This window comes from Rhodococcus sp. NPDC055024 (assembly GCF_053608585.1).
The window spans coordinates 16,710-42,360 of the sequence record NZ_JBSGVT010000025.1 but is presented as its reverse complement, the minus strand read 5'-3'; the positions used below and the strand labels follow the sequence as shown (position 1 = coordinate 42,360).

Annotated in this window: 24 protein-coding genes; 10 read left to right on the top strand and 14 right to left on the bottom strand. The window is 62.8% G+C overall.

Annotated features, from left to right (window positions below; translation table 11 throughout):
• Positions 1-19 precede the first annotated feature (19 nt).
• From ACWF6P_RS30695 to ACWF6P_RS30675, 5 genes are all read right to left on the bottom strand, one after another.
• Entirely contained in the window at positions 20-1,312 is a 1,293-nt protein-coding gene (locus ACWF6P_RS30695; RefSeq protein ID WP_452623557.1) for a carboxylesterase family protein, read from the bottom strand.
• Positions 1,313-1,397: 85 nt separating this feature from the next.
• Positions 1,398-1,958, bottom strand: a complete 561-nt coding sequence (locus ACWF6P_RS30690) for a TetR/AcrR family transcriptional regulator (protein WP_378634226.1) — start codon at positions 1,956-1,958, stop codon at positions 1,398-1,400.
• A 15-nt stretch (positions 1,959-1,973) separates the two neighbouring features.
• On the bottom strand, positions 1,974-2,444 hold the full coding sequence (locus tag ACWF6P_RS30685) for a nuclear transport factor 2 family protein (protein ID WP_378634230.1): 471 nt from the start codon (positions 2,442-2,444) through the stop codon (positions 1,974-1,976).
• A 129-nt stretch (positions 2,445-2,573) separates the two neighbouring features.
• Complete coding sequence (locus tag ACWF6P_RS30680; RefSeq protein ID WP_003943506.1) at positions 2,574-3,248, bottom strand: Crp/Fnr family transcriptional regulator; 675 nt, start codon at positions 3,246-3,248, stop codon at positions 2,574-2,576.
• Between the two features lie 255 nt (positions 3,249-3,503).
• A complete protein-coding gene (locus ACWF6P_RS30675; protein ID WP_019746620.1) occupies positions 3,504-3,776 on the bottom strand; it encodes a hypothetical protein in 273 nt (90 codons plus the stop codon).
• An 80-nt stretch (positions 3,777-3,856) separates the two neighbouring features.
• On the opposite strand from ACWF6P_RS30675, the gene nth reads away from it, so the two are divergent.
• The 4 genes from nth to ACWF6P_RS30655 are packed head-to-tail and all read left to right on the top strand — an operon-like array spanning position 3,857 to position 7,205.
• On the top strand, positions 3,857-4,642 hold the full coding sequence (gene nth / locus ACWF6P_RS30670; RefSeq protein WP_003943471.1) for an endonuclease III: 786 nt from the start codon (positions 3,857-3,859) through the stop codon (positions 4,640-4,642).
• 6 nt (positions 4,643-4,648) lie between these two features.
• Positions 4,649-5,302, top strand: a complete 654-nt coding sequence (locus ACWF6P_RS30665) for a TlpA family protein disulfide reductase (RefSeq protein WP_452623556.1) — start codon at positions 4,649-4,651, stop codon at positions 5,300-5,302.
• Positions 5,299-6,018, top strand: coding sequence for an NUDIX hydrolase (locus ACWF6P_RS30660; protein WP_452623555.1), 720 nt, complete (start codon positions 5,299-5,301; stop codon positions 6,016-6,018). Before ACWF6P_RS30665 ends, ACWF6P_RS30660 begins: the two co-directional genes overlap by 4 nt.
• Positions 6,015-7,205: a MarP family serine protease gene (locus tag ACWF6P_RS30655; RefSeq protein WP_283306660.1), complete on the top strand. Its 1,191-nt coding sequence runs from the start codon at positions 6,015-6,017 to the stop codon at positions 7,203-7,205. The genes ACWF6P_RS30660 and ACWF6P_RS30655 overlap by 4 nt, the downstream gene beginning before the upstream one ends.
• Before the next feature lie 3 nt (positions 7,206-7,208).
• Here ACWF6P_RS30655 and ACWF6P_RS30650 read toward each other — a convergent pair whose 3' ends face one another.
• Genes ACWF6P_RS30650 through nhaA form a run of 3 tightly spaced genes read right to left on the bottom strand, consistent with a single transcriptional unit; the run spans position 7,209 to position 10,003 of the window.
• Positions 7,209-8,147 (bottom strand): alpha/beta fold hydrolase, encoded by a 939-nt coding sequence (locus tag ACWF6P_RS30650; RefSeq protein ID WP_452623554.1) that lies wholly within the window; start codon positions 8,145-8,147, stop codon positions 7,209-7,211.
• Between the two features lie 15 nt (positions 8,148-8,162).
• On the bottom strand, positions 8,163-8,672 hold the full coding sequence (locus ACWF6P_RS30645; RefSeq protein ID WP_452623553.1) for a phage holin family protein: 510 nt from the start codon (positions 8,670-8,672) through the stop codon (positions 8,163-8,165).
• Positions 8,669-10,003, bottom strand: a complete 1,335-nt coding sequence (gene nhaA, locus ACWF6P_RS30640; protein ID WP_452623552.1) for a Na+/H+ antiporter NhaA — start codon at positions 10,001-10,003, stop codon at positions 8,669-8,671. Before nhaA ends, ACWF6P_RS30645 begins: the two co-directional genes overlap by 4 nt.
• A gap of 174 nt (positions 10,004-10,177) precedes the next feature.
• Here nhaA and ACWF6P_RS30635 point away from each other — a divergent pair, with 174 nt between their 5' ends.
• Positions 10,178-11,569: an MFS transporter gene (locus tag ACWF6P_RS30635; protein ID WP_378634256.1), complete on the top strand. Its 1,392-nt coding sequence runs from the start codon at positions 10,178-10,180 to the stop codon at positions 11,567-11,569.
• Between the two features lie 55 nt (positions 11,570-11,624).
• Here the strand turns inward: ACWF6P_RS30635 and ACWF6P_RS30630 are convergent, their stop codons facing one another.
• The 5 genes from ACWF6P_RS30630 to ACWF6P_RS30610 form a co-directional block, all read right to left on the bottom strand.
• A complete protein-coding gene (locus ACWF6P_RS30630; RefSeq protein WP_452623551.1) occupies positions 11,625-13,310 on the bottom strand; it encodes a purine-cytosine permease family protein in 1,686 nt (561 codons plus the stop codon).
• Between the two features lie 135 nt (positions 13,311-13,445).
• The gene (locus ACWF6P_RS30625; protein WP_452623550.1) at positions 13,446-14,504 is read right to left on the bottom strand and encodes an AAA family ATPase; all 1,059 of its coding nucleotides are present in this window, start codon (positions 14,502-14,504) and stop codon (positions 13,446-13,448) included.
• Between the two features lie 10 nt (positions 14,505-14,514).
• A complete protein-coding gene (locus ACWF6P_RS30620; RefSeq protein ID WP_230816507.1) occupies positions 14,515-15,552 on the bottom strand; it encodes an aliphatic amidase in 1,038 nt (345 codons plus the stop codon).
• A 26-nt stretch (positions 15,553-15,578) separates the two neighbouring features.
• Positions 15,579-16,199 carry an AmiS/UreI family transporter gene (locus tag ACWF6P_RS30615; protein ID WP_378445745.1) on the bottom strand — a complete coding sequence of 207 codons (621 nt, stop codon included), beginning with the start codon at positions 16,197-16,199 and terminating at the stop codon, positions 15,579-15,581.
• Between the two features lie 110 nt (positions 16,200-16,309).
• A complete protein-coding gene (locus ACWF6P_RS30610; RefSeq protein ID WP_452623549.1) occupies positions 16,310-17,389 on the bottom strand; it encodes a substrate-binding domain-containing protein in 1,080 nt (359 codons plus the stop codon).
• Between the two features lie 107 nt (positions 17,390-17,496).
• Between ACWF6P_RS30610 and ACWF6P_RS30605 the strand changes: the two genes are divergently transcribed.
• The gene (locus tag ACWF6P_RS30605) at positions 17,497-17,922 is read left to right on the top strand and encodes a MarR family transcriptional regulator (RefSeq protein ID WP_452623548.1); all 426 of its coding nucleotides are present in this window, start codon (positions 17,497-17,499) and stop codon (positions 17,920-17,922) included.
• Between the two features lie 37 nt (positions 17,923-17,959).
• Here ACWF6P_RS30605 and acs read toward each other — a convergent pair whose 3' ends face one another.
• Positions 17,960-19,891, bottom strand: coding sequence for an acetate--CoA ligase (gene acs, locus ACWF6P_RS30600; protein WP_378445748.1), 1,932 nt, complete (start codon positions 19,889-19,891; stop codon positions 17,960-17,962).
• Positions 19,892-20,255: 364 nt separating this feature from the next.
• Here acs and ACWF6P_RS30595 point away from each other — a divergent pair, with 364 nt between their 5' ends.
• From ACWF6P_RS30595 to ACWF6P_RS30580, 4 genes are all read left to right on the top strand, one after another.
• On the top strand, positions 20,256-21,872 hold the full coding sequence (locus ACWF6P_RS30595) for a peptide ABC transporter substrate-binding protein (RefSeq protein WP_452623547.1): 1,617 nt from the start codon (positions 20,256-20,258) through the stop codon (positions 21,870-21,872).
• A 125-nt stretch (positions 21,873-21,997) separates the two neighbouring features.
• On the top strand, positions 21,998-22,924 hold the full coding sequence (locus tag ACWF6P_RS30590; RefSeq protein ID WP_003946101.1) for an ABC transporter permease: 927 nt from the start codon (positions 21,998-22,000) through the stop codon (positions 22,922-22,924).
• A complete protein-coding gene (locus ACWF6P_RS30585) occupies positions 22,917-23,873 on the top strand; it encodes an ABC transporter permease (protein WP_452623546.1) in 957 nt (318 codons plus the stop codon). Before ACWF6P_RS30590 ends, ACWF6P_RS30585 begins: the two co-directional genes overlap by 8 nt.
• A 5-nt stretch (positions 23,874-23,878) precedes the next feature.
• A complete protein-coding gene (locus tag ACWF6P_RS30580; protein ID WP_099696931.1) occupies positions 23,879-25,603 on the top strand; it encodes a dipeptide ABC transporter ATP-binding protein in 1,725 nt (574 codons plus the stop codon).
• Positions 25,604-25,651: the final 48 nt, after the last annotated feature.

Below are 25,651 nucleotides of genomic sequence, written 5' to 3'. Positions count from 1 at the left end.
GGTAGGCGCCCGAAGTTGCTCAGGAGAAGGTGATTCCGATCGGTTGGGCCGTTGTGTACTTCTCCCACGATTCGCTGCTGTCCGGACTTCCCGTGTGCGCAAACGACGTCCAGTGCCTGCGCACACGACGGCCCAGCGCGTCGATGCTCGGCCAGTTGCTGCTGCCCAGCATCGGCGAGCCCTGCCAGGACTGTTCGGTTCCCAACACGAAGGGCAGTTCGATGCAGTGGGTGGCTCCGAAGACGTCGTAGGACGGTGTCCAGTCGAAGCGATACGTGTACACCGACGCACCGGCTTCGGTGAAGGCGTCGGCCAGCGCCATCGCTGGTTCGGCAAACATGTTCTGTGTCAGTGCTTCTTCGGCGATACGTTCGGGATCGGGTGCGCCCACCACGTTGCGCAGGAACGCGGATCCCTCGTCGCGGGTGTAGCCCACGATGACGTCCGGCGCTGCATCGAAAGTTCGGGTCACCGGTTCAAGCCCGGAGATCGGCGCAAAAGGCGGTTGAACGACATTGGGGGACCGTCGACTGAACTCGATTGCCGTGCCGCGGAATGCGTCGAGCACACGGGGGAGCGGCGCGGTTCGAGGATCTCCGTCGAGCAGTCGGGCAAACGTCTCGCCGTTCTCGATTGCCGCAGCCTGCGTGAAGTTGAGGTCCGGTCGTGGGGTGCTCTGCAAGATCGCTCGATGGAAATGAGTTCGAGAGTTGTTACTGCTCAACAGGTTCACGATGGAATGAGCGCCGGCGGACTGGCCGAAAACGGTGACCGAGTCTGGGTCGCCGCCGAATGCCTCGATGTTCTCGCGCACCCAGTCGAGCGCTGCGATTTGGTCGTGCACCCCGAGATTGCCTTCACTGACGCCGTCGAGGAGAAGGTATCCGAGCACGCCGACGCGATAGTTGACCGACACCACGACGACGTCGCCTTCGACTGACAAAGCGCTGCCGTCGTACCAGGGGAGGGCGCCGCCGCCACTGGAGTAGCCGCCGCCGTGCAGCCACACCATCACTGGGCGGCGGCCGGTCAGCGAGGGGGTTGTCACCGTGACGGTAAAGCTGTCCTCGCTCTGCTCCGGTTCGGGGAGCGGCGGTCCCATGATCCGTTCGAGACGTGAAGGTGGTTGGGGGAAAACCGTTCCGAAAGCTGTGGCGTCGAACACGTCGGAGAACGGTTCCACCGGCCGCGGTTTCTGGAAACGCTGTGCGCGGGCGTAGGGAATCGCACCGAAGTAGTAGGACCCGTCACGCTTTCGGCCGCGGACCTTCCCCGAAGTTGTGGATGCGATCACCGTCTCGGACGAGGGCATGGGTTCCTTTCCTCTTGTGCCTGCCTTTTCGAGCATGCCAGCTCGATGCTGCGGCACAAATGCCTTTGTGGTCGTGCGGTATGCGTTACGGCGAGAGGGCTTGGACCAGTCGATCTTCGAGTCGCGTCGTCACTCGTGTGTACACGGCGTCGTCGCCCAGTGCTCGCGACATCACTATCGCGCCTTGGATCCCGGCCACGGCTTCTTCGGCAAGGTCGGTGGAATTTTCGGTGCCGGCGAGTGCCGCTTCGAGAGCGACGGTCCATTCGTCGAAGTAGGTTCGCACCCTGGCGCCGAAGCGGTTTCGTTCTTCGCCGAGTGCAAATGCGCCGAACAGGCAAATGCGTTGCCCTGACCGAAAGTAGTCGCTCACGGTGGCGAACATGCTCTGGATGCGCTGCCTCGGTGGAACCGACTCTGCTCGAAGCGGTTCGAAGACCTCGGTGCGAAACCATCCGTCGATCTCGTCGAGCACCGCCTCGGCCATCTCTTCCTTTCCCCGCGGAAAGAAGTTGTAGAGACTGCCTTTGCCCAATCCGGTGTGTTCGGTGATGACGGCCAGGCTCGCTCCGTCGAACCCGTAGGTTCGGAACACGTTCGCGAGCGCGGGGATCGTGTCGGAGCGTTCAGCTACCTGTCTGGCCATGTGCTCATTCTTTCATCACAGACCCAGCTCGCTCAGGCCCGGATGAGCGTGCGGGCGTGGTCCGGTCGAATCCCAGAAGAACTTTCGCTCCGACTCTTCGATGGGGACGTCGTTGATGCTGGCATGACGGTGATGCATGAGGCCGTCGGCGTCGAATTCCCAGTTCTCGTTGCCGTAGGAGCGGAACCACTGCCCGTCGTGATCGTGCCACTCGTACGCGAATCGCACGGCGATGCGGTCGCCGCTGTGCGCCCACAACTCTTTGATCAACCGGTAGTCCAGCTCGCGGGTCCACTTCTCGGTCAGAAGTTCGACGATTTCGGATCGGCCGGTGACGAATGTCGACCGATTACGCCACCAACTGTCCGGCGTGTAAGCCAGCGATACCTTCTGTGGATCGCGCGAGTTCCATCCGTCCTCGGCAAGTCGAACCTTCTGGGTGGCGGTTTGGTGGGTGAAGGGCGGAATGGGTGCTCGGACGGTCATGGTGCGGCCTCTCCAATAGACGTGTACCTATCGGTACAAACTTTACCGATAGGTACAACAGGAGTCCAGGGAACGACTTCGGCCGCCCCCACCGAAGTGGGAGCGGCCGAAAAAGTAGAACAGGAAGAACTAGCGTGCGCGACGGGCCAGACGCTCGGAATCCGAGATCAGGACGCTCTTGCCTTCGAGGCGAAGCCATCCGCGGTGTGCGAAATCGGCGAGTGCCTTGTTGACGGTCTCGCGGGAAGCGCCGACGAGCTGGGCGATCTCTTCCTGCGTGAGGTCGTGGGTGACGCGCAGGGCGCCACCTTCCTGAGTGCCGAAGCGCTGCGCGAGCTGCAGGAGCGCCTTGGCGACACGGCCGGGAACGTCCGTGAAGATCAGGTCGGCCAGGGTGTTGTTGGTACGACGCAGTCGGCGGGCGAGAACGCGCAGCAGCTGCTCGGCGATCTCGGGGCGCTGCTGGATCCATGCCTTGAGAGCGTCGCGGTCCATGCTCACGGCGCGAACCTCGGTGACGGTCGTAGCCGTCGAGGTGCGGGGGCCGGGGTCGAAGATGGACAGTTCGCCGAACATGTCGGACGGGCCCATGATCGTCAGCAGGTTCTCGCGACCGTCGGGTGAGCGTCGACCGATCTTCACCTTGCCGGACACGATGATGTACAGGCGGTCACCGGGCTCACCTTCGTTGAAGATGACATGTCCACGGGGGAAGTCGACGGGCTGCAGCTGCTTTGTCAGCGCCGCTACCGCTGAGGGCTCGACTCCTTGGAAGATGCCGGCTCTTGCCAGGACGTCGTCCACGTGCGCTCCTTGTTGGGATTTGTTCGTTTGTGGTGTCATTTTTGCGCTATCTATCTTTGTACCCGCGCTGCGCACAAACCGTCGTACACAGGCTCAGCCCTCATGAGTGAGACACTGTGTCCAATGCAATCTGTGTTCAATGCAACAGGTACGGCATCGAAGTCTACGTCCCGATAGCTCGCGACGAGTGATTGATGCCACGTAAGAGCCGAAAATTCTTCCGGAATCCGCCGCAATGACTACTTTGTATGGCCGTCAACTTGCCCGTTGTGTCCGGATTTCGCCCAGGCTGGCGCTTTCGGGAGCCTCCGACTGACGGCCCTTCCGCTTCCGGTGGAAGCGAGCGAAAGCATGAGGAAACCCATCGCTTGCCAGGCGGGCGACGTCGTCGTGACTTGCCTGATCGAGGAAGTCTTCTACTTCGTGCTCTTGAACCGAGAGCCGACGCAATCGCCCTTCGACTCGTTCCATCGCCAGGGCAAAGAGCATCAGCAGTAGCGGAAAGAGAATTACTGCGAGTCCTTGCATAGGGGGAAGTAAACACGTCGAAGGTCTCAGAATCGACACGACGGAGTCTCCACTCATGTCGTATCCGTACAGTTGTCTGAGTGCAGACCACCCCGACAGGCAGTTCAGAGCAGCGGAAGAAACCGCGTTCGGGGGGTGCGCGGAAAGAAGAATCACACCTCGGATTGGTGCGCCGGGCGCGTCGGATGAATCGTGAGCTCGCCGTGGCATTTCCGCACGTGTATTGCGAACTCGACTTCACGACACCGTTGGAGTTGGCAGTAGCGACAATCCTGTCGGCGCAGTGCACCGACGTCCGCGTCAACATGGTCACGCCTGCACTGTTCGCGCGTTATCCCGACGCCAAGGCATACGCGGAAGCCGATCGGACCGAACTCGAGGAGTACATCCGCTCCACCGGCTTCTACCGGAACAAGACGACGTCGTTGATCGGACTAGGTCAGGCGCTACTCGAACGCCACGACGGTCAGGTCCCGAACAAGCTCGAAGATCTGGTGAAACTCCCCGGCATCGGACGCAAGACCGCGAACGTCGTGCTGGGCAATGCCTTCGACATTCCGGGAATCACCGTCGACACCCACTTCGGTCGGCTCGTGCGGCGGTGGAAATGGACCGAGGAAGAAGACGCCGTCAAAGTGGAACACGCCGTCGGGGCACTGATCGAACGTAAGGAATGGACGCTGCTTTCACATCGCGTGATCTTCCACGGCCGACGGGTCTGCCACGCGCGCAAGCCGGCGTGCGGAGTGTGCGTTCTGGCCAAGGACTGCCCGTCGTACGGTCTCGGCCCGACCGACAAAACCGAGGCCGCGGCCCTGGTGAAAGGCCCCGAGACCGACCACCTGCTCGCCCTGGCAGGGTTGTGATCGCCGATGACAAGTGCCGGAAGATGGTCTCTCGCTGCGCTCGTGGTCGTCGCCGCTCTCGTCGTGGCGATCTGGCCCCGCGGTGGGGACGACACGACGCCTACGTCGACGGGTCCGTCCTCGTCCGCGTATCAGCCGCCGACGTTCACGCCGTCGTCGGAATCGCTCGATCAACTCCGTAGCCAGGCGGCTCTGGCCCCCTGCCCGCTTCCGACCGGCGAAGCGCCTGCCGGCTCGGCTCTCGCCGGAATCACCCTCGACTGCGTCTCCGACGGAGCGCCCGTCGACCTTGCCGCAGCGGTGGGCGGAAAGCCGACTCTGCTCAACCTGTGGGCGTACTGGTGTGCGCCGTGCGCCGAAGAGCTTCCGTACCTTCAGGAATTCGCGGAGCGCGCCGACGGCAGCATCAACGTTCTGACGGTGCATTCCGATCCGAATCAGGAGAACGCTTTGACGCGACTCATCGACTACTCGGTGCGTTTGCCCGGCGTCCAGGACGGTGACGGCAAGGTGCGGATCGCGGTGGGCGCACCGCCGGTGCTGCCGGTGTCGGTGCTCGTGCGCGCGGATGGAACAGTCGCCAAGGTCTTGCCACAACCTTTCCGCAGTGCGGACGAAATCGCCGCCGCTGCGGCGCAATATCTGGGAGTCGTCGTATGAGCACACCGGTTCCCGAGTGGTTGCGTGCTGTCGCCAGCACGCAGCCCACCGATCCCCACCGGATCAACCCGGTCCTTGAGCGTCGTGCCCCGCGCGGCACCGTGACGCGTCCGGCCGCGGTGCTGGTGCTCTTCGGCGGCCCGCGTGAGGCCGATCCTCTCGCCGTCGGCGGCTTGCCTGATGGCGCAGACGTCTTGCTGACCCAGCGGGCGTCGACGATGCGTCAGCACAGCGGACAGGTCGCATTCCCCGGCGGCGCAGCCGACCCCGGCGACGACGGTCCCATCGGCACGGCGCTGCGTGAAGCGCAGGAGGAGACCGGACTCGATCCGAGCGGTGTTCAGCCGCTCACCGTGCTGCCGGAGATCTTCATCCCGCCGTCAGGTTTCGACGTGACGCCGGTGCTCGGCTACTGGGAGCAGCCGACGACGGTGGGCATTCAGGACGAGGGCGAGGTCGGACGGGTGGCCAGGGTGCCACTGCGTACGTTGCTCGACCCGGACAACCGGTTTCAGGTTCGCCATCCCCTCGGATACCAGGGCCCGGCGTTCCGCGCCGAGGGCATGCTGGTCTGGGGGTTCACAGCAGGAATCCTCGCGGCGCTGTTCACGGTGTCCGGCTGGGAGATTCCGTGGAACTACGAGGACGTGAGAGACCTGGACACAGCGCTGTCCGAGTTCGGTGAAGGTGTCGAGGATTCGGCGGTACCGCGATGACAGGTTCCCGTTGGGTGGACATCGCCATCGTTCTGGTCGCTCTCATCGCGGCCACGTCCGGATGGCGTCAGGGTGCGGTGGCGTCGGCGCTGGCGTTTGTCGGCGTGATCCTCGGTGCCGTGGCCGGAATTCTGTTGGCGCCGCACCTGCTCGTGCACGTCACCGAAGGCAAACTTCGCATCCTCGCGGGCATCTCGCTGATCGTGGTGTTGGTCATCATCGGCGAGGTCGCCGGCATGGTGCTCGGACGCGCAGCGCGCAGCGGAATGCACAGTCCGACTGCGCGATCCGTCGACAGCGTCATCGGCGCGGGTCTACAGGCGGTGGCCGTCGTGGTCGCGGCATGGTTGCTTGCGATTCCGCTCACTTCTTCGTCGCAGCCGAACATTGCCGCCGCTGTTCGTGGTTCGGATGTACTCGCCAGTGTCGACGAAGTGGCGCCGCAGTGGCTGCGTCGCATCCCGACCGAGTTTTCGGCATTGCTCGACACCTCCGGTCTGCCGGATGTCATCGGCCCGTTCGGGCGCACACCCATCACCGAGGTCGAAGCGCCCGACGCGAGCGTTCTGGCCAGTCCGTTGGCGGCGCAGTTGCGTCCGAGCGTCCTCCGTATCAACGGTGTCGCACCGAGTTGCCAGCGCGCGCTCGAGGGATCCGGATTCATCGTCGCTCCCGAACGCGTCATGACCAACGCACACGTGGTGGCCGGAACCGAGAGCATCACGGTGGACACCATGGAGGGCGCACTGCCCGCGCAGGTGGTTCTCTTCGACTCCGCCGTCGACATCGCAATTCTGGCGGTTCCCGGATTGGATGCGCCGGTGCTGCCGTTTGCTCCGGAGCAGGCTCAGACCGGCGACAACGCGTTGGTACTCGGCTACCCAGGCGGTGGCCCGTACACGGCCAGCGCAGCCCGCGTTCGTGAGGTTCTGAACCTGAACGGGCCGGACATCTACAAGGCCGGAACCACCCAGCGTGAGGTCTACACCGTTCGCGGATCCATCAGGCAGGGCAACTCGGGTGGACCGATGGTCGACGATCAGGGACGGGTCCTCGGCGTCGTGTTCGGCGCTGCCGTCGACGACAGCGACACCGGATTTGTCCTCACCGCGCAGGAGGTCTCGCGTCAGTTGAACGCGGCCGCGTCGGCCTCGACGCCCGTGCCGACCGGCGCCTGCATTCTGTAGCGGTCAGGAAGGCTCGTCGGTCAGGAAGTGCAGGAGCGTGCTGTTGACGCGCTCCGGGGCTTCCTGATGTGCGTAATGGCCGACGCCTGCGATGGTGTGGAGTTTCTCGGTAGGTGCCCAGTGCCTGTCGCGGCGCACGGTGCGCGTCAGGACGTACGGGTCCAGTTCGCCGTGGATCTGGAGAATCGGGATGCGAAGCACCTGATCCATCAACTTCATGAAGCGACGCCCCTCGGGGCGGAGCTGGCTGCGGAAGGCCCAGCGCTGGTACTCCAACGTGGAATGCGCGACGCCCGGGATCCGGATCGCGGATCGCATCTTGCTCATGACGTCCGCGAACTCGGGTTGCTGCGGCCAGGTGGGGCCGGACCTCGAGCGAACGAGGCGCTCCACCTCGGCGCCCTTGTCTGCCGTCAGCCGTCGCTCCGGGCGCAGCGGTACCTGGTAGGCCAGGAACGAGGGCAACAGTGCCCGGCGCTGATAGGGGTCGCGGACGACGGCTTGCTTGAGCGCCATCGGGTGTGGTGACGAGACAAGCGCGATCGACTTCACCAGGCGTGGATGCAGGAGGGCGGTCGCCCAGCACACCAGACCTCCGTCGGCATGACCGATCAGCGTGGCCTTGCCGTAACCCATCGCACGAATGAGGCCGGCTACGTCACCGGCGAGAGTCCAACCGTCGTAGCCGCGAGGGGGCTTGTCGGAATCGCCGTACCCACGAAGATCCATCGCGACGACGCGGAAGCCCTGCTCGGACAGCGCCGTCAGCTGATGGCGCCAGGACCACCAGAAATCGGCGAATCCGTGCAACAGGACCACCAACGGAGCATCCGGCTCCGCGTCGCCTACCTCGACGACGTGAAACCGGATGCCGTTGGCGTGAATGTCCCGGTGAATCCAGGGGCCGTCGAACCTGACGGTGGATGGATCTGGGGCTGCCACTTTCGATCAGACTCGCTACCGGCGCGCGTTGAAATCGACGGACGGCTTTGCGTCGTCATGGCTGCCGGGGATGACGTTCCTGGCCTGCTTGAGCGATTCGATCGTCTTCTCCGGAGCCCTCAGCTTGCGCACGCGCAGATAACCGAGCAGCGCCAGAATCGCGGTGGTCACCACCATGATCAGGAAGACGATGAGGAACGCCAGCCAGCGCGGCACCCAGGTGTCGAGCAGTTCGGCCAGGAAGAAAAAGAAGAAGAACGAGCTGAACAGCAGAACTGTGAAGGCCAGGATGAAGAAGACACTGCCCTGCAGGCCCTTCTTGACCTCGCCCGTGACCTCGGCCTTGGCGAGTTCAACCTCGGCGCGCACGAGGGTGGAGACCTGTGCGGTCGCATCCTTGACGAGGGCCCCGATGGTGGCCTCGCCCGGCGTGCGGGCGTCCACATCGGTGAGAGGGATGGAAGAAACCGTGTTCGGTACTCCATCTCCGGTGAAGCGCTGGCTCTCTCCGTTGGTCAAGCTCACTTGTCGACCTCTCCAGGTAGTTCTCTCGCGTCCGTGGCAATGGCGGTGGAAGCGTCGTCTCGAGCCGCATGAACCCGTCCACGTCGCCACAGCAGCGCTGATCCGATCAGCGATGCCACCAACGATGTCACGAGAACTGCGGCCTTCGCTATCTCGGCCTCGCTGCCATCGCCGACCCCGTCCAATGCGAGGTCTGCTACAAGCAGGCTAACGGTGAACCCGATGCCACCGAGAACTGAGAGGGCAAACATGTCTCTCAATTCCAGTGTCTTGGGTTTGGTAGCTATCCCCAATTTGATCGCGAGCAGGGAAATCCCGAAGATTCCGACGGTTTTGCCGACCAGCAGACCGACGACAACCGATTGCCCCACTGGGTCGGTGAAAATGTCGCCGAGTACCGCGGCGTTGATCGGAACACCGGAGGCGAACAGTGCGAAGACGGGGACGCAGAAGCCTGCGGAGTACGGCTGAATGCGGTGCTCGAGACGGCTGCCCGGCGCGTACTCCTCGTCCGGATCACGCCTGACCCGGGTGAGTAGGCCGAGCGCGACGCCGGCGAGTGTGGCGTGTATCCCCGCTTCGTGCATCGCGTACCAGGTCAGTAGTGCCAGCGGGACGTAGAGGAACGGCGTCGTAATGCGTTTGTGTTGGGCGTAGGCGTAGGCAGCCAGGGCTGCGGCCGCGGTCAGCAGCCACAGCATCGCGAGGGAACCGGTGAACAGTACGGCGATGAGGATGATCGCGAGCAGATCGTCGACGACGGCCAGGCTGAGCAGGAAAAGTCGGGCGCTCGCTGGGATCTTCGAGCCGGTGAGGGCGAGCACGCCGAGGGCAAAAGCGATGTCCGTCGCGACGGGAATGGCCCAGCCCTTGTCCATGCCGGGCGTGCCGAAGCCGATGGACGCCGCGATGATCGCGGGGACCAGGACGCCGCCGCACGCCGCGATGATCGGCAGCATCGCGGCTTTACGGTCCGCGAGTTCGCCGACCACCAGTTCGCGTTTGAGTTCGAGACCGGCGACGAAGAAGAAGACGGCAAGTAGTCCGTCTTGCGCCCACGTGCCCAGGCTGAGATCGAGATGGAGTGCGGACGGGCCGATCTGGAAGTCGCGTAGTGCGATGTAGCTCTCACCGAAAGGCGAGTTCACCCAGATCAGAGCGACGGCAGCGGCGATCAGGAGTATCGATCCGCCCACCGTTTCGGTGCGGAGATAGCGGGACAGTTCGGAACGCAGAGTGGAGATCACGCGTGGGGACGACCTTTGTTCGTGCAACCGAATTCGGATGCAACAGACATGAACGTGCTCGACGTTGTGACGCATCGAATGCACGTGCCGACCAGACTTCCCGGCTCACCTTTACGAGATTTTATCGCGGATTGCCCGCTGAGCCGAATTCGCGGAGTCGGATTTGCGCAGGAAAACCCCGCGGGTGTTCAATTCCTACTGATTGGGACAGCATCCCACCAATTGGACACCTTCCGAAAATCGGCGCAGGAGCATGCTTTGAGCACGTCAGTCAGTGAGAACCCACCCAAGCCCGAGGACGGTGGAGTAGATACCGTCGCCGGAGTGCCACGCAGCCGAATCGTGGTTGCCAGCATGGTGGGTACGTCCATCGAGTTCTACGACTTTTACATCTATGCAACCGCTGCAGTATCGGTGTTTCCGCACCTGTTCTTCCCGAAGGGTAACGACACCACCGCGCTTCTCGCATCGTTGGCGACCTTCGGACTCGCGTTTGTCGCCCGCCCCCTCGGCTCGATTCTCTTCGGACACTTCGGGGACCGCGTCGGACGCAAGGCAACGCTGGTCGGCTCGTTGCTGACGATGGGCATCGCGACCTTCCTCATCGGTCTGCTGCCCACCTATCACCAGATCGGTCTATTGGCCCCGGCGTTGTTGGCGCTCATGCGTTTCTGCCAAGGTCTCGGACTCGGCGGTGAATGGTCGGGTGCTGCTCTACTCGCGACCGAGACGGCCAAGGAAGGCAAGCGGGCCTGGGCGGCGATGTGGCCGCAACTCGGCGCCCCCATCGGCTTCTTCATGGCCAACGGCCTGTTCCTGATCATCACGCTGTTCATGAACCACGACAATTCCAGCCCGGACCTCGAGGGTGCTTTCCTGAGCTGGGGTTGGCGAATTCCGTTCCTGCTCAGCGCAATCATGGTGATGATCGGCCTGTACGTACGGCTCAAGCTCGAAGAAACCCCGGTGTTCGCGCGTGCGGTCGAGCGCGGCGAGAAGGTCAAGACCCCGGTCGCCGAGGTGTTCAAGACCAGTTGGCGCCAGCTGATCATCGGTACGTTCGTGATGCTCGCGACGTACACGCTCTTCTACATCATGACCACCTGGGTGCTCAGTCACGGAACCGGTAAGACGGCGGCCGACGGCGGAACCGGTGCCGGCTTCAAGTACACCGATTTCCTTGTCCTGCAGCTGATCGCAGTCGTGTTCTTCGCTGCCGCCGTGCCGGTCTCGGGTTGGCTCGCCGACCGTTACGGGCGCCGGATCACGCTCCTGATCATCACCGGCCTTATCATGGTGTTCGGCTTGACCTTCGGGGTGTTCCTCGAACCGGATGGAATGAACGACGGCCGCATGTTGGCGTTCCTCATCGTGGGCATGCTACTCATGGGCCTGACCTTCGGCCCGATGAGTGCCGTTCTCCCGGAACTTTTCCCGACCAACGTCCGCTACACGGGCTCGGGAATCGCGTACAACACCGCCAGCATCCTGGGCGCTGCGGTGGCGCCGTTCATCGCCGTCTACCTCGCGAAGAACTACGGCGTCGGCTGGGTCGGCATCTACCTTCTCGTAGCGGCGACACTGACGTTTGTCGCGCTGCTGGTCATGCGTGAGACGAAGGGCGAGTCGCTGGATGATGTAGGGGCGTAGCCCTGCTGTGCGCCTTTATTAACCGCCGGCGGTTAATAAAGGCGCACAGCAGTTGTCAGGGAAGCTGAGCCGGCAGGACGTGCTCACCGGTCTTGTCGGTGCTCAATGCCAGGGAGCTGATGTACTGCTTTTCACCGTGCGGGCCGGGAACGTTCGACGCGAGCATGTCGGGACGCTCGAACTCGATTCCGCTGACGCAGCACAAAAGCGTTTCGCCGGAAGGGTTTCCGTACTCGTCGAACATCGGCAGATCGATGCCGTCGTCAGTGCGTCGTAGGTAGTACTTGCCCTTGGTGGCGACGGCCAGGACCGGCGGCATCACCAGCGCGATGACGATGGCGACGATCGGGGAGAACGGCTTGATCGCCGAACCGAGAGCGCCGAAGAACACCAGGATCGACACTCCCGCAGCCAGCAGCATCGACACGAAGCCGACGGGATTGACGTCGTAGAGCATCCCGCGTCGGAACTCGGGGACCTTCGGGGAGAGCTTCAACCAGTACTTGTTGATCGCGATGTCCGAGGCGACGACCACGACCCAGGCGATACCGCAGTTGGCGTAGAACCCGAGGATCGTGTTGAGGAAGTCGAACATGTTGGCTTCCATCAAGATCAGTGCGATCGCCAGGTTGACCAGAACGAAGACCATGCGCCCCGGGTAGGTCTTGGTGACGCGGGTGAACGAGTTGGTCCAGGCCAGTGAGCCGGAGTACGCGTTGGTGACGTTGATCTTGATCTGGCTGATGACCACGAGGATCACGGCCAGTGTCATGGCGAGCCAGTGCGACATCATGTCCTGGTAGATCTCGAGGAACTGGTGCACGGGCTGGTTGGCGATCGAGGAGCCGTCGACGACGTTCGCGATGATGTACACGGCGAGGAACAGTCCGACGATCTGCTTGAACGCACCGAAGATGACCCAGCCGGGGCCGGCGAGAATTACTGCAGCCCACCAACGACGGGTGTTCTCCGGCGTCTTGGGCGGCATGAAGCGCAAGTAGTCGATCTGCTCGGCGATCTGCGCGATCAGTGACAGGCAGACGCCCGCGGCCAACATCACCGAACCGAAGTTGACGCCCTTGCCGTTTGCGCCGTCCTCACCGCCGAAGGCGAAGAATGCGCTCACTGAATCAGGGTGTTTGAACAGCAGATACAGAAACGGCAGAACCATCATGACGAGCCACAAGGGCGTCGTCCACACCTGGAGCTTCGCCAGAGCCTTCATTCCGTAGATGACCAGTGGGATGACCATCAGCGTCGAGACCGCGTACCCGATCGAGAGTGGGATTCCGAGCCCCAGTTTCAAACCCTGGGCCATGATGGAACCCTCGAGGGCGAAGAAGATGAACGTGAACGTCGCGAAGATGACGTTGGTGACAACCGAGCCGTAGTATCCGAAACCGCTTCCGCGCGTGATCAAATCGAGGTCGATGTTGTATCGCGCAGCGTAGTAGGCGAGTGGGAAGCCCGTGGCCATGATGACGACGGCAAACACTGCGATGCCCAGAAGCGCGTTGCCGGTGCCGTACGAGATGCCGATGTTGGCGCCGATCGAGAAGTCTGCGAGATATGCGATTCCGCCGAGTGCGGACGTCGCGACGACTCCGGTTCCCCATTTGCGGTAGCTGCGCGGCGCAAAACGGAGGGTGTAGTCCTCCAGCGTCTCCTTCAGTGCGGTGTTCTGGCCGGGATTCGCGCTGTCCGGCGCGACTGCGGACACCTGCTCGTTCACTGCTGTCATGACGTCACTTCCCCTGGGTGCCTGTGCATGTGCACTTTGTGGTGCAGGCGCCAAACCTAGGGAGGTGGCGTTACGCGGACATGTTTGAAATGTGTCGCCCACGTTGCGGATTCGATCCGCAACGTGAGCGAGCACTCATGGGGCTTTCTTTACCTGTATCTGATCACCAACTGCCCGGGCCTGCAAGACGAGTGGCTGCGTCCCGACCGGTCGCAGGTCGAGAACGGCGCCGGCCACCGGGTCAGTCAGGACGTTCCGGATGGTCCGGCGCAGCCCGCGCGCTCCGTACACCGGATCGAATCCGCGTCGTTGCAGTAGAGCGACGGCGCTGTCGTCCACCTCCACGTCGACGCCTCTCCTGGCCAGCCGAGCTGTGATCAGTCCGATTTCGAGCCGAGTGACCTGCTCCGCCGTCCGTTCGTCGAACTCGTCGAGGATCACGGTTTCGTCGATGCGGTTGAAGAACTCGGGGTCGAAGAACTTCTCCAACGCGCGCTGCACCAGGTGGTGACCGTGGCGCGGTCGATCGATCCGGAGGCGATCCGCGATCTGTCGTAGCCGGGACCGTCGACGTTCCGCCACCGCAGCCGAACCGAGATTCGACGTCAGGAACACGTAGCTGTTGCGGAACGAGATCTTCTGCTGACCGTTCGCCAACCGGAGCTCGCCGTTGTCGAGGACCTGCAGGAGCGCACGCAGCACGGTGGGGTCGGCCTTCTCCACTTCGTCGAACAGGACGATTCCGGGGGTGTACGGATCGCCCTCGACGGTGTTCTTGTCGAACAGTGTGAAGGACTCCTTGCTGCCGGCATATCCAGGCGGAGCCCCGGAGAACGATGCCGCATAGTGCTCTTGTGCTAGAGCATTCATATCGATGCGGCACAGATCGTCGGGCCCTGACCGTAGTTCCGCGGCCACCCGCCGCACCAACTCCGTCTTGCCGACGCCGGTGGGGCCGACCAGAAGGATGTTGGCGAGCGGCCGCGTCGGATCCGTGGCACCGACATGCGCGATCGAAATTGCGCGAACCACAGCGTCGACGGCGGCCTGTTGTCCGACGATCTTGGAACCGAGGGCCTTCGAGAGCTTCTGTGCGTCGAAGGCTCCTACCGGTGCGGGCTCGGTTCGTTCCTCGGCCGGTGGTGGTGCTGCTGCACTGTTCCGGTCATGGAGCATGTCGGTGATATACGGCACGGCGAGATCCTTACGCTTCGATTGTCTTCTCGACCGGCAGGTTTCCGACGCGGCAATCCGCTACACCCACAGTGTCTCGGGTGATGGCCTCGACGCGTTCCTGAGCCTTCTGGGCGTCGGTGACCCACAGCTTGTAAAACTCGAACGGGCAGTCCGCGACGCCCTTGTCGCCGTCACCGGCTGCATGGACGCCGGAGTAGCCGCGGTGGAGGAGCTTGAAGATGTGGTTCTGGGACTGATCGTTCTCGCGCGCATCACGAATTGCCGAGACGGACAGCTGCGCGTACTGGATTCCGTATTCTTCCTCACCGGTTTCGCCCAGCGTTCGACCGTCGAATCCGATGATGGCCGAGTGTCCGAAGTAGGAGTAGACGCCGTCGAATCCGGCCGCATTGGCAACTGCCACATAACAATTGTTGGCCCAGGCCATCGCCTTCGACATCATCACCTGCTGGTCCTTGGCGGGGTACATGTATCCCTGGCAGCGGACGATCAGTTCTGCGCCCTTCATCGCGCAGTCGCGCCAGATCTCCGGGTAGTTACCGTCGTCGCAGATGATCAGCGAGATCTTCAACCCCTTGGGACCTTCGGAAACGTAGGTGGTGTCACCGGGGTACCACCCTTCGATGGGGCACCAGGGCAAAATCTTTCGGTACTTCTGAACAATCTCGCCCTTGTTGTCGATGAGGATCAACGTGTTGTACGGCGGCTTGTTCGGGTGATCTTCGTGCTGTTCGCCGGTGATGGAGAAGATTCCCCACGTGTCGGCTTCGCGGCATGCAGCGGAGAAGATCGCGGTCTCGTCACCGGGGATGGTGGCCGCTGTCGCGTACATCTCCTCTTCGTCGTACATGATTCCCTGCGTGGAGTATTCGGGGAAGACCACGAGATCCATTCCGGGGAGACCGGTCTTCATGCCGATCATCATGTCGGCGATCTTGCGCGCGTTCTCGAGGACGCCCGCGCGATCGTGCAGGCGGGGCATCTTGTAATTGACCACTGCTACGCCGACTGTGTCGTTGCTCGAGGAGATGTCACCGTGTCGCATTGTCTTTCACTCCTTGGTTGTGTGGATCAGTTGAAGACTGGACGGGATTGGGGTACTGCGGCTTTGGGGGCGGCGAGGATCTTGGCCAGACCCAGGAGAACCAGAAGTGCTCCGGCCCAGCCGGCCGCGACGGCAGGCGTGGTGTGGAAGTTGTCGGTCAGGATCAGAAAGGCGGGAACCGTGCAGGTGGGCTGGCTCAGAAGGACTGCGGCCCAACCGGTGAAGCGGCCGAGATTTTCCCGGCCCAAGCCGAGCACCAGGAAGAACAGTGTCCAGAGTGCTGCCCACGCGAGCCAGATGACGCCGAATACCGGATCGTTGCTCACCGTGAACGAGAGGAAGGAATACACCAGTGCCGCGCACGCGACGAACAGCGAGAACCATCCGATTCCTTCCGGTTCGAAGCCGGCGAGATTGCTGATGCCCACGTAGAGGTAGGTGAATCCGAACAGGTAGAGCCCCGAGGCTGCCAGGACGGCACTCGAATCTCCCTGTGCCTGAATCAACATGACGGTGGGGACGACGCACTGAAGAGCGCCGACGAAGAGGTTGAGGACCGAGGCGGATCGAACGGGAACTGTGCCGAGCAGCATCAGTCCGTTGACGAAGAGGACGGCTCCCACGTAAAGCAAACCAACACTGCCCATCGGGCACCTCCGGTTACTTTCGGGACGGGTTACTTTCAAATGAAATGATTCCAAATGAAACTAAGTGATGCGCGCCACAGAAGTCAAGAGGTGAATCTCAGGGAAAGATTTCAGAGGGTGGCGATGATCGAGAAGTCGAGTCCGTCCGCAACGGCAAGCTGAATCTTCTGCCGTGCAACACGATCACGAAACTCGACGGTTCCGCGAGGTCCGTTGTACGCGGCGCCTTCGACGACGGCGTCCAGGTCGTGCGGATGTGTGCTGTCGGCGCGTCGAGCCAGGGCCGAAAGGGTATGTATCCCTTCGTAACACGACTCGGCAGCGTTGTTCAGTGCTGGCGCGTGCGCGCCGTGCAGTGCAACGTAGCGTCCGAGCAGGTCCATGGAGTTGCCGTCGACCATCGAACGGAAGTATGCGGCGGAGGCAAACAGGTTTCGGGTTGCCCTAGGCCCGCTCGCGAGCAGCATGTTCTCTTCCATCAACGGGCTGAACCGAATCATCGACTCGTCGAGCCCGCGGCGGGCGAAGGCACGGTTGAAATCGACGGCGTCCTGCCCGACGAGGAGCATGATCACGCCGTCGCACCCGGAGTTCGAGACGGTCTCGACCAACTGTTTCATGTTGCCGCGCCCCAGGTCGACAAACGAACCACCGACCAGGGTGAGGTCGAGTTCAGTCGCGAACTGTCGGACGGCCCCGAGTGAGCTGTGCGGCCAGATGTAGTCGTCGCCCACGACAAACCACTTACGTGCTCCGACGTTGTCGCGCAGCCACTTCAGTGCCGGCGCGATCTGCTGCCGTGGTGTCTCGCCCGAGCAGTAGATACCCGGTCGGACTTCGCCGCCTTCGTAGAGTGAGGTGTACGAGTACGGGATGCGGTCGGCGACCACGGGCGCAAGGGCGTGGCGGACCGAGGAGATGTGCCAGCCGCTGACGGCGTCGATGTCGCCGGAATCGAGTAGTTGTTGCACGCGGGCAGCGACGGCGCTCGGCGAAGCGCCGCCGTCGATCACTTCGATCTGGACTTCGCGTCCCAGTACGCCGCCGGAGTTGTTGAGGTCGCGGGCGGCCAGCTCGCTGATTGCTTCGCACGACGGACCGAACAGTCCGGCCGGTCCCTGGAGGGGAACCACCATGCCCAGGCGCCACACCGCGCTGCGCGCGCGTTCGAGCGCGCCGGTAGCGCTCATGCGTCGCCGCCGGAATCGGGAGTCAGCGGCCTGGCCTGGGTTACTATCATTTCATTTGAAAGTATTGCCCGAGAAGTGTGAACTGCGCAACAGCGGGGGAGCGATCAGTGGGAAAAAGTGACTCCGGAATTCTTGATGCGTCGCTGACGACCGCGCTGGTCCGAGCAGCTCGAATGGCCGCGGCAGCGGCGGAGAAGACGCTGGCGGCAGAGAATCTCACTCTCGATCACTGGATGACGCTCGAAGCCTTGGCCTCGACCGAGGGGCTGACGATGGCTGAGCTGCGCGATCGAACGGGAACGCCGGCTCCGACGCTGACGCGAGTCGCGGACAAGTTGGTCTCGCTGGCGCTCATCTATCGCGAAGTCGGTGAGGACGACCGCCGGAAGGTGCGCGTGTTTCTCTCCTCGCGCGGAAAGTCCTTGCACAAGCGGGTTGCTGCAGATATTCGCGTGGCCGAGGAGTCCTGGCTGACGTCGAAAGAGGAAGTGAAGTTGCGAGAGGGGCTCCGCCCCTGTGCGCCTTTTTGGTAGTTCCCACTACCAAAAAGGCGCACAGGGGCCGAAGGCCCTACTTGCCGCGTATCGCGTCGAACACCTTGGGGTCGACCAGGGTTGAGGTGTCTCCGAGGTCTCGGCCTTCGGCGACGTCGCGCAGGAGACGGCGCATGATCTTGCCGGATCGGGTTTTGGGCAGTTCCGGCACGATCGTGATCTGACGGGGCTTGGCGATGGGGCTGATGTCGGTGGAGACCTGAGCCTTGAGCTCGGCGATCAGGACGTCGCCGGTGTTCTCGACGCCTTCGCGCAGGATGACGAAGGCGACGATGCCCTGTCCGGTGGTCTCGTCTGCGGCGCCGACGACTGCAGCTTCTGCGACGCCGTGGTGGTTGACCAGTGCCGATTCCACTTCGGAGGTGGAGATGCGGTGGCCGGAGACATTCATGACGTCGTCGACGCGGCCGAGGACCCAGAGTGCGCCGTCGTCGTCGTACTTGGCGCCGTCACCGGCGAAGTACCAGCCTTCTTCGGCGTAGCGGGACCAGTAGGTGTCACGGTATCGGTCCATGTCGCCCCAGATGCCGCGGAGCATCGCGGGCCACGGCTCGTCGAGGACGAGGTAGCCGTTGCCTCCGGGGCCGAGGGGCTTGGCGTCGTCGTCGACGATCTTGGCTGAGATGCCGGGGAGCGGCGCCATGGCGGATCCGGGCTTGGTGGCGGTGATACCGGGCAGCGGGGAGATCATGATCGCGCCGGTCTCGGTCTGCCACCAGGTGTCGACGATGGGCGCTTTGTTGCCGCCGATGACGTCGCGGAACCAGCGCCACGCTTCGGGGTTGATGGGTTCGCCGACGGAGCCGAGGAGGCGGATGGAAGACAGGTCGTGGGCGTCGGGGATCTCGCGGCCCCACTTCATGAAGGTGCGCACGAGGGTGGGTGCGGTGTAGTAGATGGAGACGCCGTACTTCTCGATGATGTTGAAGTGGCGGTGCTCGTCGGGGGAGTTGGGGGTGCCTTCGTAGACGACCTGGGTGACGCCGTTGGAGAGGGGGCCGTAGACGATGTAGGAGTGTCCGGTGACCCAGCCGATGTCTGCGGTGCACCAGTAAACGTCTTGTCCGGCTTTGTGATCGAAGACGTTGTGGTGTGTGTAGGAGGCTTGGGTGAGGTAGCCGCCGGATGTGTGGATGATGCCCTTGGGCTTACCGGTGGTGCCGGAGGTGTAGAGGATGAACAGGGGATGTTCGGCGTCGAAAGCCTGCGCCTGATGTTCGGGTGAGGCCTGTGCGACGGTCTCGTGCCACCACAGGTCGCGGCCGTCGGTCCAGTCGACGTCGATCCCGGTTCGGTTGACCACCAACACGTTCTGCACGGATTCGGCGCCGGCGACGGATTCGTCGACCGCGGTCTTGATGGGTGCTGCTGCGCCGCGTCGCCACTGACCGTCGACGGTGACGACGAGCTTGGCCTGGGCGTCGTCGATGCGTGAGCGCAGGGCGGTGGCGGAGAATCCGGCGAAGACGACGGAGTGGGTCAGGCCGAGGCGGGCGCAGGCGAGCATGGTGACGATCGCTTCGGGGATCATCGGCATGTAGATCGCGACGCGGTCACCGGCGACGAGGCCGAGGTCGGTGAAAGTGTTTGCGGCGCGGCTGACTTCGGCGAGGAGGTCGTTATAGGTCAGATCGCGGGAATCGCCCGGTTCGCCTTCGAAGTGGATGGCGACGCGGTCGCCGTTGCCGGCGAGGACGTGGCGGTCGACGCAGTTGTAGGCGACGTTGAGTTTTCCGCCGACGAACCACTTGGCGACGGGGGCGTCGGTCCAGTCGAGGACGTCGGTCCATTTCTCGTGCCAGTGAAGGCGCTCAGCCTGATTCGCCCAGAAAGCGAGGCGGTCGGTATCTGCGGCAGCCTGCAACTCCGGTCCCGCGTTGGCGGCCGCAGCGAACTCTGCGCTCGGCGGATATGCCTGGGGGACGTCTGTTTCGGCTGCGCTTGTCATGGCTGACGGCCTTCTTTCCACTTTGATCGACACTTTTCTGACTCCGTGTGAGGGTAGTCACAAGCTCGCGCAAACGCACCGTTGCATCACGTTGCAACCCGTTGTCCTGCGACGATCGGTCGAAACGATGCGACGGGTGGTCACTTCTGCCGACGAACGAATGTGTGCGAATTCAATTACCCCCAATTTTCCAACAATGGGTGCGGTGCGCGCTTCGGGTTCGATGTGTCTATTGTCAAACCATTATTCGACCGCAACTCGAAGTCACGTTCACTTTCAGTTGTAGGCGACACGACGCCGGCAGTTACGGCTGTCGGCAGGCCGCGAGCATGCTCGGGGTCACTTAGATGTGGAAGGAATTCCTTTGCGTATCTCACGCATAGCGACCGGCGCGGTCGCGCTCGGAATGACGGCAGTGCTGATCACGGCATGTTCGTCCGGCGATTCGTCGGGCGGATCGTCCAGCGGCGTCGTCAACGCCTGGGCGGGCGAGCCCCAGAACCCGCTCATCCCCACGAACACGAGTGAGAACCAGGGCGGCCGCGTCCTCGACTCCCTGTTCGCCGGTCTCGTTTCGTACACCGCCGACGGCGGCACGGAGAACGAGGTCGCCGAGTCCATCGAGAGCACCGACGGTCAGAACTTCACCGTCAAGCTCAAGGACGGTTGGACCTTCACGGACGGCACCCCCGTCACCGCGAAGTCGTTCGTCGACGCGTGGAACTTCGGAGCCCTCTCCACCAACGCTCAGATCCAGGCATCGTTCTTCGATCCGATCAAGGGCTACGACGAAGTTGCCGCCGAGGTTCCGACGGCTCAGACGATGTCGGGTCTGAAGGTTGTGGACGACTCCACCTTCACCATCGAACTCAAGCAGCCCGAGTCGGCGTTCCCCGACCGCCTCGGATTCACGGCGTACTACCCGCTGCCCGAGGTCGCGTTCAAGGACATGGCCGCATTCGGCGAGAACCCGGTCGGCAACGGCCCGTACAAGCTCGACGGCACCGGCGCGTGGCAGCACAACGTCCGCATCGACACGGTCGTGAACCCGGACTACAACGGCAACCGCAAGCCGAAGAACGCCGGCGTCGACTTCATCATGTACAACAGCCTCGACACGGCGTACACCGATCTCCTCGCCAACAACGTCGACGTCCTCGACCAGGTCCCGCCGAGCGCGGTCACGACCTTCGAGTCCGATCTTGCCGGTCGCACGGTCAACCAGCCGTCGGCAACCATCGAGACGTTCACGATCCCGGGGCGCCTGGCGCACTTCAGCGGTGAAGAAGGCATGCTCCGCCGTCAGGCGATCTCGATGGCGATCAACCGCGATCAGATCACGCAGCAGATCTTCAACAAGACCAGGACGCCTGCTCTCGACTTCACCAGCCCCGCAATCGAGGGTTGGAACGACTCGCTGACCGGTAACGGCAACCTGAAGTTCGACCCCGAGGCAGCCAAGGCCGCTTGGGCCAAGGCCGACGCCATCGCGCCGTGGTCCGGCAGCTTCGAGATCGGATACAACTCGGACGGCGGACACCAGGAATGGGTCGACGCCACGGCGAACAGCATCCGCAACACGCTCGGCATCGATGCAAAGGGCAAGCAGTACGCCACCTTTGCGCAGATCCGCACCGAAGCCACCGACCGCACCATCCAGAGCGCGTTCCGCTCCGGCTGGCAGGGCGACTACCCGCAGCAGTACGGCTTCCTGGCGCAGAACTACCAGACCGGCGGCAGCTCCAACGACGGTGAGTACTCCAACCCCGAGTTCGACCGCCTCCTGCGCGAATCGGCCGGTCAGACGGACAAGGCGAAGGCTCAGGAACTGCTCGATCAGGCTCAGGAAGTGCTGCTCAAGGACCTGCCTGCAATTCCGACGTGGTACCGCAACGCAGCCAGTGGATGGTCGGAGAACGTCTCCAACGTGACCATCAGCTGGAATGGCATTCCGGTCTACGAAGACATCGAAAAGAACTGACGCGTAGAACGATCCGCATCTGAAACGTGAGTTCGGGGCGGCAGGCGCCCTGCCTGCCGTCCCGAACTCGTGTTCACACCGGACTGTCCGCTGACGTACACGATCATCGACAAGGAGGTGATCCGATGCTCTGGTACATCGGTCGCCGAGTGCTTCAAATGATCCCGGTTTTTCTCGGGGCCACTCTTCTGATCTACGCCATGGTCTTCCTGCTTCCCGGTGATCCGATTGCCGCGTTGGCGGGCGACAAGGCGCTCAGTCCGGCTGTGGCAGCACAGCTTCGGGAGCGCTACCACCTCGATCTCCCCTTCTATCAGCAGTACCTGCTGTACTTGAAGGGCATCTTCACGCTGGACTTCGGCACGTCGTTCTCCGGACGACCTGTCAGTGAAGTTCTGGCACAGGCATTTCCGATCACGATGAAACTTGCCTTCATGGCACTGATCGTCGAGACGGTCTTCGGTGTCGGCTTCGGCCTCATCGCCGGCCTGCGTAAGGGCGGATTCTTCGACAGCACCGTCCTGCTGTTCAGCCTCGTTCTCATCGCCATCCCGATCTTCGTGATCGGCTTCCTGGCTCAGTTCTTCATCGGCGTCAAATGGGGCATCGTCCCGCCGACGGTCGGTGGCAACACCAGCTTCAAGAATCTCCTGCTCCCCGCCCTGGTTCTGGGTTCGGTCTCGTTTGCATACGTACTGCGACTGACCCGAACATCCGTGGCGGAGAACCTGAGTGCCGACTACGTGCGCACCGCCACCGCCAAGGGACTTTCCCGCGGGCGAGTGGTGCGCGTGCACGTGTTGCGCAACTCACTGATCCCCGTGGTCACGTTCCTGGGTGCCGACCTCGCTACGTTGATGGGCGGCGCCATCGTCACCGAGGGCATCTTCAACATCAACGGCGTCGGCGGCACGATCTACCAGGCTGTCACCAGAGGTGAGGCGCCGACGGTGGTTTCGTTCGTCACCATTCTCATCGTGATCTACCTGATCGCAAATCTGCTCGTCGACCTCTTGTACGCCGCGCTCGATCCGAGGATCCGCTATGTCTGAGACCGTGAAGACCGGACGCGCCGTCCGGCAAAGTCATTTCGTGGCACCGCCCGAAGTTGCGGCACCGGGGGAGACGGACGCCGTCAAACTCGACCAGGCGCCGACGAGTATGTGGACCGACGCGTGGCGCGATCTGCGCAAGCGTCCCCTGTTCATCATCTCGACGATCATCATCGTCGCGGTCATCGTCATCGCAGCGTTTCCGGGCTTGTTCACGAGTACCGATCCGCGGTTCTGCGACCTCACCTACAGCATGCAGGGACCGACCTCCGGCCACTGGTTCGGGTTCGACCGCCAGGGTTGTGACGTCTACTCGCGCACCATCTACGGTGCTCGCGCGTCCGTACTCGTGGGCGTCGGCGTCACGGCGTCGGTGCTGGTGATCGGAGTGATCTTCGGCGCGCTTTCCGGGTTCTACGGCGGCTGGACCGATTCGATTCTCTCCCGCGTCGCCGACATCTTCTTCGGTATCCCGCTGATCCTCGCTGCCATCGTTCTGATGCAGCTGTTCACCGATCGCACCATCTGGACCGTCGTCGGCGTCCTGGCACTCTTCGGTTGGCCGCAGATGGCGCGAATTGCCCGTGGCGCGGTGATCTCGGCGAAGAACAACGATTACGTCATGGCTTCGGAAGCGTTGGGTGTCTCGAAGCTCAAGACACTGATCCGCCACGTCATCCCGAACTCGTTGGCGCCCATTATCGTTGTCGCCACCATCTCGCTCGGCACGTACATCGTCGCCGAGGCGACGCTGTCCTTCCTCGGTATCGGACTTCCGTCCACCGAGGTTTCGTGGGGCGGCGACATCAGCAACGCTCAGGTGACGCTGCGTCAGGGATCGACCATTCTGTTCTACCCGGCAACGGCTTTGGCGATCACCGTCCTCGGATTCATCATGATGGGTGACGCTCTGCGCGACGCTCTCGATCCCAAGTCTCGGAAGCGGTGAGCACGATGACCACCAAGGAAACTCTCACCTCGGAGGAAACTCCGTTGCTCGAGATTCGTGATCTCGAGGTGTCGTTCCAGTCCAATTCCGGTCCGGTTCCGGCAGTTCGAGGCGTCAGCCTGACGGTGTACCCGGGGCAGACGGTCGCCATCGTCGGCGAATCGGGCTCGGGTAAGTCCACCACCGCCCACTCGATCATCAATCTGCTTCCCGGTACCGGCAAGGTGACGGCAGGCGAGATCATCTTCGACGGCAAGGACATCTCGAAGCTTTCGGAGAAGGACTTCGTCCACATCCGGGGCAGCCAGATCGGTTTGGTTCCGCAGGACCCGATGTCGAATCTGAATCCCGTGTGGAAAGTGGGCTTTCAGATCGAGGAAGCACTGGCCGCCAACGGGATCGCCAAGGGCAAAGCTGCCAAGGTTCGGGCCGCCGAACTACTCGAGGAGGCCGGCCTCGCCGAAGCCGAGAGCAGGTTGGGGCAGTACCCGCACGAGTTCTCGGGCGGTATGCGTCAGCGTGCACTCATCGCGATCGGGTTGTCCGCTCGTCCGAAGCTGCTGATCGCGGACGAGCCGACGTCGGCGCTCGACGTCACCGTCCAGCGTCAGATCCTCGATCATCTCGACGGTCTGACTACGGAACTCGGCACCGCCGTTCTGCTCATCACTCACGATCTGGGCTTGGCCGCTGAGCGCGCCGAGCATCTGATCGTGATGAGCAAGGGGCGCATCGTCGAATCCGGTCCGGCACTGGAGATTCTGAAGCGCCCGCAGCATCCGTACACGCAGAAGCTGGTTGCTGCTGCGCCGTCTTTGGCGTCGAAGCGACTCAGTTCTTCGGTAGCGCGCGCCGAGATTCGGGAACAGGCGGAAGAGGTCGCCGAAGCGGTCAAGGCCGAGGAAAGTACGGCAGAGTCCTTCGGAAAGGCGACCGACGACGTTCTTGTCGTCGATCATCTGACCAAGGTGTTCAAGCTGCGCAAGGGTTTCCGCAAGACCACCGACTTCACAGCCGTGAACGACGTGTCCTTCAAGGTCCGCCGCGGAACCACAACGGCGATCGTCGGTGAATCGGGTTCCGGTAAGTCGACGGTCGCGCAGATGGTCCTCGGCCTGCTCGAGCCCACGGCAGGAAACGTGGTCTTCGACGGTCAGGACGTGGCGAAACTCGGCGCGAAGGAAACCTTTGCGTTCCGTCGCCGAGTACAGCCGATCTTCCAGAACCCCTACGGCACGCTCGACCCGATGTACTCGATCTACCGCACGATCGAGGAGCCGCTGCGTACCCACAAGGTCGGGACCAAGGCCGAGCGTGAGGCTCGCGTCCGGGAACTTCTCGACAAGGTAGGTCTGCCTCAGTCGGTCATGCGACGGTTCCCGAACGAGCTCTCCGGCGGACAGCGTCAGCGCGTCGCAATTGCGCGCGCGCTGGCACTGCAACCGGAGGTCGTGATCTGCGACGAGGCGGTCTCCGCTCTCGACGTGCTCGTTCAGGATCAGATCTTGACCCTGCTGAATGACCTGCAGGCAGAGTTCGGGTTGACGTACCTCTTCATCACGCACGACCTGGCCGTGGTTCGTCAGATCGCGGACAACGTGTTGGTGATGTCGCGTGGCTCGATCGTCGAATCGGCGCCGATCGACGACGTGTTCGGCAATCCGCAGCAGGACTACACACGCAAGTTGCTCGACGCGATTCCCGGTGGGTCCATCAAGCTGGGAAGCTGACGCAACAGGTAGGTAGGCAAGTCCGCAGAGGGGCTGCAAGGGTACCGT